Origin of the sequence: Catenulispora yoronensis, assembly GCF_039531695.1 — a bacterium.
In the GTDB taxonomy this organism is placed as follows: Bacteria; Actinomycetota; Actinomycetes; order Streptomycetales; family Catenulisporaceae; genus Catenulispora; species Catenulispora yoronensis.
In genome coordinates, this window is the sequence record NZ_BAAAQN010000017.1 from 105,805 (window position 1) to 118,593 (window position 12,789).

The window sequence follows — 12,789 nt, forward strand, 5'->3', positions numbered from 1 at the left end:
CTGGCACGTTCAAGTCGCTTCCCGAGTTCCGACCGCGGGCCCGTGGTTGTGAATCCGCCCGCGAAAGACACCACCTTCACCCCGAGGGCTGGCTGGAGGGCGGGGCGAGGGCCTCCGCTGGCAGTAACGCGCCTGTGTGGCGCCGATCATTTTCTCCCCCTGCTCACCGCGCCTCCTCGAAGCACTCCGCCGAAAACCTGCGGACGCTGAGTCACGATCCTGATACTGAGCATAGCCAGTTCCGACCACAGACACTTGTCTGTCGTGGCGGATCCACACCAGGTACTGCACCGCCTAGTCGAAGCAGGTCAGCTTGCGTCACGGAGAGCGAACCTCACTCGGGCGGATGGCAATCAGGCTCTTGATCGCCTTCCGAAGCAGGCGCTCGCTACTAGCGGCCGACCTCTGGCAGCGCGGTGGGCAAGTACTTGTCGAGGCTGATGCCGTTGTTCCAATGGCTTAGCAGGTCCCGATCGATGAGGATGACCTGCTGGCTGGCCCCGAGCTCGCGGCTCTGTTTGGTGAAGCGCCAAGCGGTAGTGACGAATACGGGGACATCGGCCTCGTGGATCGTACGTGCGGTGCCCAAAAAGCGCTGGATATCCGGGCTTGGGACGGGATTTCCGGGCTTGTAGCGCTTGCACTGGATCACGATGCGTCGGCCGTCGGGTGCGTCGGCGACGACGTCAGCACCGAGATCGCCCGCCCCGCCGTTGTGTTGTTGGACTACGAATCCGTCCCGGTGGCACAGCCCAGCGATGAAACGTTCGAACTCACCCCCGGACATGGCATCGATTGCGGCCAAGTTCTGATGCCGCGCGGCCTGCTCCAGGTCGGCGAGACGCTGCCGCTCTGCCTGCTCCTCTGCGCGTCCAGCGCGCAGAAATGGCATCACCGCTGAGCCAAGAAGAGTGAGCAGCATAATGCCCGGGATGGCCGGCCACAGTGAACCCAGGCTGCCGGTAGCTACTTCAACAACGGCCACGATCCCGCCGACCGCTGCGGCAAGGATCGCACGACCGCTGCGGGATTCTGTACGTCGCGCTGGTTTGCTGCCCCCGCGAGGCGTAGCGACAGTCGAAGGACGGCGTGCCTCCCCAGTAGACGTGGATTTGGTCGACGATGAGCGGCGTGTAGTTGGCGTGGCCATGAGTCCCCCTGCAGTCGGGCGCACCTCTGGAAGCACAGACTGCTCACCAGGTCACGCGCGGTCACTACAACAATGCATCTTGGCAAATCAGCGCTCGATGGCAAGCCTCCAAGGGCACGTCCCGGACGGTGAACACGACTCGCGCAGTGAACCTGACGCCGGACAGGCAGGCGGCACCGTCACGAATCACCGGCCCGGCGTCCACAGGCCGACGGAAGGAGAACGCATCTCCTGAATCCAGGACGCGAGTGCAGCTCTGTTGACTTCGTGAACCGGGTAGTTGCGGGTCCGAGCGGTCGTCCGCGCTCCTGGCGACCACTCGGATGTCGTGACGAGCAGGCCGCAAGCGGCTCCGTGCCACGCAACGTCGGCCGCGAGGGCCTTAACCACGACCTTGCTGATCGATCGCTTCTCTCGCTTGCACTGCACGACCATCAGCGGTGGGGCTTCCAACTCAATGCCAGCGTCCCAGATTCGGAGGTCGATGCCGTCATCGTTGCGTCCAGGGCCGATTTCCACACCTAGCCCGGCTCGATGGAAACGCTCTGCGACGAGGGCCTCGAACTTCCGCCAGTTGATCGATCCGATCTCATCGAAATTGCACACGAGGTAGTCGATGAAGCGTTGGTCAATGAATGGGCCGAATGAAGTGAGAACCGACTCTGACGTGAATAACTCGGACAGTCGTATTGGGTCGGTCCATTCCGGCGACTTGCAGCTGCTCCATGGCTTCATCGACTCCGCAAGCAGTGCTTCTTCCGAGACGGTAGCGAGGGCCTCAGCTGCGGCCTGGCCGCGCTGCTGACGAGTCTGTTCTACGAGAGCCGCGAATTTGTGCTCGTCGAAGAGGCCGACCCATGGCACGGCCTGTCCGAATACGGCGACAGCCTCTGCGGCGAGCTCGGGAGATTCGATTCGTTCCCGCACTCGCTGGATTAGCGGCCTTGTCGATCTCCAAGCACCAACGGCGCCGAAGTAGTCGAGTGCGCTGTAGGCCAGGATCTGGGCCGTCTCCGCGCGCACCCGAAGTGGCCCGTCGGTCGGTTCCGGGAAGTGCTGCCCATAGCCACCCACCGTCGCAGATCTGCGAAGGTCCGCCTCGGTGACAGCTAGACCAACTCGCCGGCCTACGAGCTCGTGTAGCCACTCAACGAGCCATCGGCCGGTAGTCACAAACGCCCCCACAGCCGCCGCCCCTTCTGTTAGGTGGCTGCCCAGTCTGTCGCTCGCCACCGACAGCTTCCGGGCAGACACCGACAGTTCGTGGACTGTATTGTGTCGTGATATCAGAGGACGAACTTGATTGTCACTGAACCGTGTGGATCATCGCTTTGGACAGGGCCGTACTGCATCGATGAAGCCAGGGGCAGACGCGCGGTCCCTTCTGTGAAGCCGCCGGCCCAGCCGCGGCTGTTGTGGGACTGGGGCAGTCCCACCTACTTCGCGTCGTCGCCTGGGGGGAGATCGTTCAGTGGTCCACAGTTGGCAGATCCCTGGTGGGATGAAGGGCTCGACGAACCTGGTTCGCGTTGGCGCGCGCATGGCGGGCCTGGACCTGCTGCAGAGCTGCCCCGCACAGATCGCGGCCAAGGCTCATCCGGAGGTGTCCCCGCGCGTGCGGGGCCCCTTCAAAGGACAGCCGCTGGAGACGTTCGCCCTGGGCCCGCTGATGGATGTGCTGAACCGGGTGGAGTTCGAGGGTGACAGCATCCAGCAGGCATTGGAGACGGTCGCACAGCACCGGCGTCCGCCATCTCACCCTGGCTTGGGCACCTTCACCGAGCACGCCGTACGCGGCTACCTGGCGAACCCCTCGAATCCCCTGAGCTGCGACGAGCCGATGTATCCGGTGCGCGGATTCTGGGTCTGTCGGGGGAAGAAGGACGGGGTCGTGCGCGAGACGTGGGCGTGGGGGAGGAGGTATCGAAGCCAGGACGGAGCCGTCCGCGAGCTGCGCGTCTTCCGGTTCGGTACAGCTGGATCCAGAACCCGGCCCCCTGCGGAATTGGCGACCGCCGCCTACACGACTGCGTTCGGCTCCCCGGCGGCGTGGCCTGATCCGTGGCGCGAGCCGTTCGACCCGGTCCCGCCATCTGGGCCGGCGGTGCGGCGTGTACGGATCGTCGAGTTCGGCTGTTTGGACAGCAGTAGAGCCGTGCTGTTCGACGGGACGGTGGAGGAGGCCGCCGCGATGTATGCGGCTGGCGCCCAGGACGTCCTTCGGCAGCGAGCCTTGGGCGGGGCTCCGAATCCCGGATCCGATTGCGCTGACTGCAAGATCATCACCGCATGCGACGCCCTTCCCCGGGTGCCGGGATTGCTGGGCATCGCCGATTCCTCCAAGGTGCGCCGGACGCTATCGGCCGCCACGGCCAAGGCTTACGCCAGCTGCCCGGCCCAGGAGCACCTGTCCCGCACTTTGCACCTGCCGCGGCCGTTGGATTCCGAGTACAGCCCGAAGGCCATTCGCGGTCAGGCTGTCCACGCGGTCTTGGAGGCAAACCACGCGCGGATGCCGCGGGTGCCCTGTCAGATCGGCGACTTCCCGGACGGCAGCCAAGACTGGTCTGTCGGGCGCTGGCAGGTTCGTGGCGATCAGGCTCTGGTCGCGGCCCGCATGCTCGCGCACCACGTCGCGGTGTGCCCGTTCCGGCACGCCAACCAGGTCATCGACTCGCGCGTCGAACCGGTGATCGTCGCCCACGACACAGCCGCGGACGTCCTGGTGGTGGCCAAGCCTGACCTGATCTACCGCGACAGCGAAGGCTGGGTGTGGCGCGAGACCAAGACCACGCAGTGGTACGGCCCGAAGACCATGACGCTGCTCGAGGAGCACCCGCAGCTGGCCTTCGCCGTACTGCTGTTGCGCGCCGGAGTGCTCGGCCCGGGCTCGGCCGGAGCCCGGATCGAGGTGGAGGTGCTGCGTCCGGACGGAGCCGACCCCAGTTGCCTGGACCCCGCCGATCCGGAGACTGCGGCTGAGGCGCAGCGCATCGTGACCGGACTCGCAGAGCCCTGGCATGCGGATATGCGATCCATAGCCCGACCTGGTGAATCTTGTCGGACGTGTCCGGTATCACAGTGGTGTCCCGACTACGTCCCGCCCCGGACCAACTCAGACCACATATTCGACGCCGACGGCGTCGACGAGGAGCTGCTGGATGACCCTCAAAACGACGACGCCTGGTAGCTGGAGCGCCTATGCCGGGCTTCCGCTGCTGCGCACCATCGCTACCGGCATCGTCCAGCTCGACCGAGGAGTGCAGCCCAAGGGACAGGTGTACCCGGCCGCCGCGCAGCGGGCTCTGGATCAGCTGGTGCTGCTGTGCCTGCGCCAGCAGGTTCCCCCGCCCCGCAGCGTCCCGGACATGATCCGGTGGGCGCGGACCATCCCGGTGGACCAGTGGCCGCTGGAGCTGCCCGAGGACGTCGCTGGCGCCGGGGAGCTGCTGGTCGATGAGGAGACGAACAGTCCGACCCAGGCCTGCCACGAGTGGGTGGTCGACGCGGCAGACGCGACGGCCGAGCAGATCGAGAACCGGCTCATGGGCCACGCCATCGATCAGTGCCGCTCCTCGCGCTCCCCGCAGGCGTACACGGCGTTCCGCCGGCTGCTGATCTCCCGGCCGGTGCTGACCGGCGTCGAGATCGCCTCCCTGCTGGGCGAAGACGGCGGGATCTTCTTCAAGCCGACGCTGGAGGTCATCAAGCAGAGCTACCAGCGGGTGCCGGCGTCATTGCAGGTCGACGGGCAGTGTGCAACATGCGCGCGGTGTGGCTGCCTGCTGACGCCGCTGGCCGGCGGCGGGTGGCGCTGCGAGCTGGACCGCTGCCGGTATGAGGGCTCTGCCAGCATCGGCCGCACGGTGGGCTGGCGGGAGGACGGCGGTCTGTTCCAGATTGCCCGGCCGCTGCGGGTGTTCATCACCGGACCAGGGCGGGCCGAGACCGAGCTGGAGGCCCAGCTGGCCAAGCTCGGGCTAACGATCACGATGTGGCCCGAGTACGACACCTACGACCTGCACGTCCCGCTGCCCGGCGGCGGCGTGTGGGCGATCGACGTGAAGGATCGGGCGAACCCGGCGCTGCTGGGGCGCGGCGCCAGGCCGTTCCGCAGCCCGCCGCGCTTCGACCGGGCGTTCCTAGTCGTGCCGGACTACCGGTTCAAGCAGCGCGACGGCTACCGGACGATCTTCAACCGGCACCGTCCCGAAGAGCTGCGCGGTGTCGTCGACCTGGTGACCGACCGCGAGTTGGTCGCGATGGTCCGCAAGGAGATCCGCACCGCCAAGCGCTCGGCGGCCGTGCAGCAGGAGGCTGGGAATGCGTAACCGCAGCGGATGGCACGACAAGATCGTCGGGGAGTTGAAGGCCGTGTGGCCGGCCGAGCTTGCCGGTGACTTCTCGCCCGGCGACCTGTGCGACGTCGAGCTGGGCCTGCATCTGCTGCTCGAGCTCACGCCGCAGCAGCCGGCGGCCTCGGGTTGGACGCTGCTCGGCGGCTACCCCTACGCCGAGGCCCTGGGCTACATCACCACCGAACAGCAGCGCCACCAGCGCGACCGCGCCCGGCACTACCTGTGGCAGCTGCGGCGCCAGCAGGTCTGGCACACCAAGGTCGGCCTGTACCTCCAGGTCCCGCAGGAACTGCGCGCCTTCGACCTGGCTGACGTCTGGGATGTGCCGGTCCGGCGGCACCCGAGCATGGCCGCGCGCCGCGGCACCGTCTACGCGACCCTGCTCGCATCGGCCCCGCCGTTCGAGCGCAAGCCCCTGCCGATCGCCGGAGCCGGGGAGTACACCTTCCGGCAGGGCGACCGCCGCCACGCGGTGACCTTCGACGCCGAGCTGCTGGCAGGGCCCGCACTGGCCGGCCACGACCTCGCCCCGGTCCGCAAGGCGCTGCAGCCGCTGGGGGAGGTGCCCTGGAAGGAACTGGTCACCACTGCCGAGTGGATGGACGCCGAGGAGATCCGCAAAGGCATCAAGCCACGACTGTGGACGGGCCGGCTGGCGCGCGTGGAGCTGTTCATCCCCAGTACGGACGGCCGCCGGTTCGACCCCGCCGAGGTGCTTCCCATCGCCAACCTGCTGCACCTGGTAGGGATGGTCGGGGCCGGCAAGAGCACGCTGCGCGACATCCTGACCGTGTGGGCGGCCCGCAACGGCTACCGGACCACCGTCGTGGTCGGGGACGTCGCCGAGACCTTGGCCACCGTGCGCCTCTACAGCGAATTCGACCTGGCCGCCGCCCCCGTCCTTGGGCACTCCACCCGGCAGCGCAACGCCAGCCGCCTGCACCGGCGCCTGGCCAGCTCCGGCGCGCCGAGCATGCTCGCCCACGACGACCCCGGATTCGACTACGTCACCACCGCCTGCCCGGTCGATGCGCTGCGCGGCGCCGAGGCGGCCATGCCGCTGGCCGTCCGGGAGGCCCCATGCACGTCCCTGTTCCCCGTCGAACGCACCGAGGACGACGCGGCGGACACCCTGAAGTACGACGACGGCCTGGCGGCCGGCCCGGTCGTGCCGACGCGGCGGGGAAAACGCCCGCGACGGCACGGCTGCGCCCTGTGGTCCCAGTGCCCGCGGCACCACGGCGCCCGCGCCCTGGTGGACGCCGACATCTGGGTTGCCACCCCCGCCGGGCTGGTCCACAGCAGCGTCCCAGACCACCTCAACGACGAACAGCTGCGCTACATGGAACTGGCGGTGCGCCGCAGCGACCTGATCATCGTCGACGAGGCCGACCGAGTCCAAATGCAGCTGGACACCGCGTTCTGCCCGGCCGCGACCCTGTCCGGGAGGTCCCCGGAGTCCTGGCTGGACGAGGTCCAGGGACACAAGATCACCGAGTTGGCGCGGCAGGGCCGCATCCAGCTGTCCAACTTCGACGTCGACGACTGGGCGACCGCGGTCAACACCGTCACCTCCGCCAACGACCGCCTGTACCGGCTTCTGGTCCAGAAGCCGGAGATCCGCTCCTGGGTGGGGGCCGACTACTTCAGCTCCTTCACCCTGCACGGACACCTGCTCGACGCATGGTTTCCCCGCCCGATCGGCGCCGTGCCCGATGAGGCGCTGACGGCGGAGGCCGACGGCGATAGTGCGGCTGGTGAGGCCGAGGCCGTAAGGCTGGCGCGCCGCGCCGAGGTCGACCGCGTCCTCAACGACTTCCGTGACGACCCCCTGGGGCACAAGACGGTCAGCGACCCCATGGTGGACCGGCTCGTCCGGCTGACCCTGGAGCTACTGCACGCCCCGCAGTCGGCCACCACTCGCCGCCGTATGAGCGACCTCATCGAGGAACTGGCCGGCCCGGCCCCCGCCCTGCAGGCACAGGCGGCCCCGGTCTCGCGCGGCCGCCGCAGCCGGCACGGGATCGACGACGACCAGGACGTCCCGCCCGCCTCGCCGGACGACCAGTTCGAGTTCACACTGCTGCTGGCCGCACTGCACACCAGCTTGGACTACATGACCACCCTGTGGGCCCGCGTCGAGGCGGCGCTGAACCTGGAATCCACCTCCAACGTGCTGTCCCGGCGCCCGCCCAAGGACTACGAGCCGTTGATCCCCGAGTCACCCATGGGCAACATCCTGGGCTTCCAGTTCCGCGCCGACGAGCAGACCACTGACGGCGAGCGCAGCGGGGAGCTGCTGTTCTTTCGATGCGGCGGCGTCGGGCGGGAACTGCTACCGGCCATGGCCACCTGGCCCCAGATAGACGGACGACACGGCCCCAAGCTCCTGCTGATGTCGGCGACCAGTTGGTCGGGCACCTCCAGCCGCTACCACCTGCGCATCCCCGTCGGTGCGGTCCTTCGCCCGCACCGCGAGGAAGTCGAGGCGATCCTGGGCACCACGTTCCGCAAGGACATCCAGTACGGCAAGCAGGGCCCGCTGCGGCTGTCCGGCGAAGACCCCAAGACCCGGGCCGTCGTGCTCCGGCAGATGCTCGACGCGCTGGCCAAGCCGGCCAACTTTCAGGGCGCCCGCAGCAAGTTCGCCGCCGAACTTGACCAGATCACCGATCCCGAGCGCCGCCGGCTGCTGATCCTGACCGGCAGCTACGAGGAAGCCGAACGGGCCGCCGAACACCTGAACAGGATCGAGGAGTGGAAAGGGCGGGTGGTGCGGCTGGTCTCCGACGACGCGGACCTGGACGACTCCTGGACCGAGGTGCAGTCCGAGGACAGCGTCAAAGTGCTGCGCCGTGGCGAGCTGGCCACCTTCCCGCACGGCAGCGGTCAGCTGCTGGTCGCCCCGCTGCTGGCCGTGGAGCGAGGGCACAACATCGTCATGCCTGGAGGCAAGGCGGCCATCGGCACCGTGTACTTCCTGGCCCGCCCGCACCCTCGGCCCGACGACATCACGCTCGCAATCCACGCGATCAACGACTGGGCGGTCCGCGAGGTCCACGGCGGGGCCTTCGCCCAACGCGTCCGCGCCGCCGGCTCCCTGGACGCCGCCGGCCGGGACTTCCGCCGCGAGGCGCGAGGGCAGTGGACGCGGTTCATGACCCGCACCATCGCCTGGAACAGCCTCGAGGAGCAGGAGAAGAAGTCGTTCGCCTGGGACCAGCTGGTGGTCATGTGGCAGGTCATCGGCCGCCTCGTCCGCGGCGGCGTCCCGGCCAGGGTCGTGCTGGTCGACGCCGCGTTCTACCCCAGGGAAGCCGGCCTTCGCGGCTCCGACACCCCGGACACCAGCCTGATCGAGGCCATGCGCGCCCTGCTGGAGCCCTACTTCGACCAGGACTCCGGCCTACCCGAACTGGACCGGGCCCTGGTCCGCGCCCTGTACGAGCCGCTGCACAAGGCACTGGCCGACCTGTGACCCGCTGACCCCAGACCAAGGAGTAACCCCCGCAATGGCCGCCAGCATCCGCCCCGCAGCCTTCCGCTACGACCCGGCCTCCGGGCCGTTCACCGCGGACTTCCATGCCCTGGCCTTCCCCAGCGCCTGGCGAAAGATCATCCTCGATCTGTACCGGCTCGAGAAGAGGAACCCCGATCGGATCAAGTCGGTGCCGATCCGCCGGCTGAACGAGACGATCCGGGCCGTGGCCCCCGATCTGCTGTCGACTGCCAAGCAAGCGACACTGGACGACTCCAGCCCGTGGCTGTACACCACCAGCCCCCTCGAACCGAGGATCCTCAACACCCTGGTTACGGCATGGCTGGCGGACCTGCAGCGCAAGGAGTCGATGTTCCCCCACGTCCAGGCCGCCTGGGCCGAGATGGATCCCGGCGCGCTGCAGTGGAAGAAGGTCACGGTCGACCTGGTGGAGCAGACGGTCAGCGACGGCGGCACCGCGCGGCCGACTGCCCGCCTGCACCGGCTGCTCCCGGACGTCCTGGCAGCCAGCATTGAGAAGTACGGTCGTGAGCACCCGTATGTCGACGAGGGCGTCCAGCTCAACTTCCGCCGGGTGGCAACCGACCGCGGCGCGGAGCTGATGTCCTGGCCGGCCCACCCGCACATCGACGAGGACGGCACCACCTGGTGGTTCTCCGCTTTCATCAAGATCACCTTGCAGACCGAGCCGTTCTCCGACGTGCCGCGCATCCACCTACACACCGGCGTGCGCCGGTGGCTGCACCACAAGCCGGTCTACTTCCCCTCCGGCCACGGCGTCACCGCCTACCTGCTCACCCCCGGCCCCTGGCTGACTGGCGCCCCACAGACCGCGCGGATCGCGACGGCCAGCATGGCCTACGACCGCTCGCTCAGGCAGGTTGAATGGAAGCGCGGCGGCCCCAACGGGATGCTGGATCAGCTGTCCTTCGCCCGCGACTTCCCGGCGGCCGACCAGCTGCGCAAGGAACCGGGCCGCTGGTTCAACGGCGAGAACGGCGTCACCGCCGCCGTGGTCTACCACACGATGATGGGCTCCCACGCCGTCGGAGCCGGCTTCATGCCCCGCGACCGGGAGCCGCTGACCGAATGGGCCGCCAAGGCCCTCGCGCCCAGCGTCATGATGCTCGGCGACGCCACGCAAAGCAGACTGCCCGGGAAACCGCAACAGTCGTCGGTTGCCGCCCGCAAGGTGAGCATGCCCCGGGACGCCACTGCGGAGGAGAAGGCCGCCGTGAAGGCGGCGAAAGCGCAAGCCGTCCAAGACGCAGCCCAGTTGCGCCGCCCCATGGTCGCCACCGTGCTCGGCGCCGACACCCTCAACGTCGATCTGTACTGGCAGACCGACGCAATGCGCGAGGAGCTCATCAACGCCGCCGTCACCGACCTGGGGCTGCTCGGACAGGAACGACAGGCCGGCGGCACGGAACTGCGGGAGTGGACGAGCCCCGAACTCGAGCTCAGGATCCACCTGCATCCACTCGGCGGCCTCGGGGGCCCGCTCGGCAACGGCACCGTGCCTTACGGCCGCACTGACATCGACGCGGCGATCGCCGACCGGCGCGCCGCCGCCCGCGACCACGCGACGAAGGCTGGAACCAATGCCCGGCTGACGCTCATCGAACTCGAGAAGAGGAAAGCCTTCACCCCGGCGCACTGCGACCCCAAGTACGCGCTGCGCCTGGGCTTCGCCGACGCCGGACGCGTCAGCCAGTTCGTGGTCCCCGCCCGCGGCACCGACATCAAGACCGCAGCACACCGGGCGCAGGCCGCGTGGGGTGACGGGCTGCGTCAGCTCGGGATGCGCATCGTGCCCGCGCACTCCCTGGGCACCAGGCTTCCCGACGGGCTCAGCCAGGTGGCGTTCTGGGCGGTCAAGCGCCGCGCCGACGGACCCACCGGAAAGCCGTTGTTCATGCCGATCGCGGTCATGATCAGGCCACAGCAGGACTGCATCCTCGGTAGGAGCCCTGAAACCGGCGACTGGGTCCCCTACCCGCAACTGCTGCTCCGCCTAGCCGGCCACGGCGCACAGGACAAACTGAGCGAACCGGCGAAGCGATCCATGTACGGCATGTTCGTCAAGCAGGTCCTGGCCGACCTGCGCTACGAACCAGCGCTGATCCTCACCCACGCCCACAACAGCCGCCTGGACTGGCCCGGCCTCCAAGACGGCCTCATGATCCGCGACCATGTCCAGTTCGGCGACGCACGGCCGGAGAAGCTGTCGGCCTACGGCAAGCAACTGCGCTTCGCGCGCCTGCGGACCTCCGAAGGCTACGAGACCACCCAGTGGTGGAAGCCCAAGAGCCGCGGCGACGAGCCCGGACTGGCAGCAGGACTGTGGATCCCGGCCGGCGCCAGCGACGACAACCGCGTCTTCGGCAGCACCGCGCCCAAGGCCGGGCCGTTCAAGAGCACCGCCGTGACAGCCTCCAGGTACGTCCCGAGGATCAACGCCCAAGGCGCCGAGACACTCGACACCGAGGTCCCGGCCTGGAACCCCGCCAACCTCGAGATCACCATGGCCGGCTGCCAGGACGGCGATGACCCCGAAGCATGGGCGATGTTCATCCACCAACAGCGCTTCGCCTCGGACTACGCCGACGCCCTAGCGCTACCGCTGGCCCTTCACCTGGCCAAACGCGCCGAAGACTACGCGCTGCCGAGCGAAGAACCCGACGTCATCAAGCTCGACGAAGACACCGAAGCCACTGATGAGACCGCGGACGAGCCGGAGGTCACCGTCTACGAAACGCTCGTCCAGTACGAGCTGGAGTTTGGAGACGATGATGAGTAGCGGTTTGGCAGTAATCGGTGGTCGGAACAGCTGAGGCCCTGGCCGCGGTGCGCGGTGACCCCAGCGGCTCTGAAGCCTTGGGCCACCGCGCATTCGTCATGGATGGTTCCGCCAGGGAGCGTCGGGGTCCTGGAGAGTGTCGAGAAGCAGTTCGCACCACGTACACGCCGTGCCCACTGCGAAGCGGGCGTGGCGAGGTCCGAGTCCCGTCGGTGCTGTGAGGCGGCCGTGCCCAGTGCCGTATCGGTTGCGAAGCTCGGCGACGCCGATCGCCGCTGATGAGAGCGCACCGAGGATCCGCTTGATGGACTCGGCATTGTCCGGCGGCGTGCTGGCTTGGGACGCGGGGAGTGCGGCCGGGTGTAGCTGAAGCGCCTGCTGCGCTTGCTTGATCAGTGCGGGGACATCGTCGTTCTCATTCACCGGGCGACCACGCTCGTACAGAACGAGCTTGGCCGTTGCCTCGATAAGCTGCTTCGCGGCGCCGATTGCGTCATCCGGGTACTCCGTCCCGACACGTCGGACACGTTCCAACTCGGACCGGATCCCAGAGGCGTTGCCGAGCGCCGCGAGGTGAAGCTCAAGATGTGCAACGCGCGGGACATGGATCCGTAGCTCCTCGTCGAGCTGGCACCCGTCCCGCGCAAGAAGTTGGCTGATCTCGACCTCCTCGGCAGACTCGAGCGCCCCCTCTTTCCGAAGTCGTCGAAGCAGGCTCTCGAAAACGCGTAACGCGCGGCGCACCTGCTCCTCGTCTGCCCAGTCGACACCTGTTGCGTACGAATCGAAAGCGGTCTGCCGAACCCCGCCTTCGCGCGTCGGAACGTAGCCCTCGATGGCCTGGAACCCCTCGTTCTCCCAGTACTCACAGATCGCACCGCGCGCAAGCACGTTCATTGGCCGCCTGATGGCATTGCGGGTTGCCCTGGAGACGAGGTCACGCTGGGGAGTCATGCCTGAACGGTAAGTCGAGTCCTGGGAG

7 protein-coding genes are annotated in these 12,789 nt (G+C 68.0%); 4 read left to right on the forward strand and 3 right to left on the reverse strand.

The window, feature by feature from the left end:
- Positions 1-391: 391 nt before the first annotated feature.
- Together ABD481_RS16505 and ABD481_RS16510 are read right to left on the reverse strand one after the other, a co-directional pair.
- The gene (locus tag ABD481_RS16505; RefSeq protein ID WP_344666547.1) at positions 392-985 is read right to left on the reverse strand and encodes a restriction endonuclease; all 594 of its coding nucleotides are present in this window, start codon (positions 983-985) and stop codon (positions 392-394) included.
- A gap of 351 nt (positions 986-1,336) precedes the next feature.
- Positions 1,337-2,404 carry a restriction endonuclease gene (locus ABD481_RS16510; protein WP_344666548.1) on the reverse strand — a complete coding sequence of 356 codons (1,068 nt, stop codon included), beginning with the start codon at positions 2,402-2,404 and terminating at the stop codon, positions 1,337-1,339.
- Positions 2,405-2,690: 286 nt separating this feature from the next.
- On the opposite strand from ABD481_RS16510, the gene ABD481_RS16515 reads away from it, so the two are divergent.
- Genes ABD481_RS16515 through ABD481_RS16530 form a run of 4 tightly spaced genes read left to right on the forward strand, consistent with a single transcriptional unit; the run spans position 2,691 to position 11,807 of the window.
- Positions 2,691-4,340, forward strand: coding sequence for a PD-(D/E)XK nuclease family protein (locus tag ABD481_RS16515; RefSeq protein WP_344666549.1), 1,650 nt, complete (start codon positions 2,691-2,693; stop codon positions 4,338-4,340).
- The gene (locus tag ABD481_RS16520) at positions 4,312-5,481 is read left to right on the forward strand and encodes a pPIWI_RE_Y domain-containing protein (protein ID WP_344666550.1); all 1,170 of its coding nucleotides are present in this window, start codon (positions 4,312-4,314) and stop codon (positions 5,479-5,481) included. The genes ABD481_RS16515 and ABD481_RS16520 overlap by 29 nt, the downstream gene beginning before the upstream one ends.
- On the forward strand, positions 5,474-8,986 hold the full coding sequence (locus ABD481_RS16525) for a pPIWI_RE_Z domain-containing protein (RefSeq protein WP_344666551.1): 3,513 nt from the start codon (positions 5,474-5,476) through the stop codon (positions 8,984-8,986). The genes ABD481_RS16520 and ABD481_RS16525 overlap by 8 nt, the downstream gene beginning before the upstream one ends.
- A gap of 34 nt (positions 8,987-9,020) precedes the next feature.
- Positions 9,021-11,807, forward strand: coding sequence for a pPIWI_RE module domain-containing protein (locus ABD481_RS16530; protein ID WP_344666552.1), 2,787 nt, complete (start codon positions 9,021-9,023; stop codon positions 11,805-11,807).
- A gap of 96 nt (positions 11,808-11,903) precedes the next feature.
- Here ABD481_RS16530 and ABD481_RS16535 read toward each other — a convergent pair whose 3' ends face one another.
- Positions 11,904-12,761, reverse strand: coding sequence for an abortive infection family protein (locus ABD481_RS16535; RefSeq protein ID WP_344666553.1), 858 nt, complete (start codon positions 12,759-12,761; stop codon positions 11,904-11,906).
- Between the last annotated feature and the right edge of the window lie 28 nt (positions 12,762-12,789).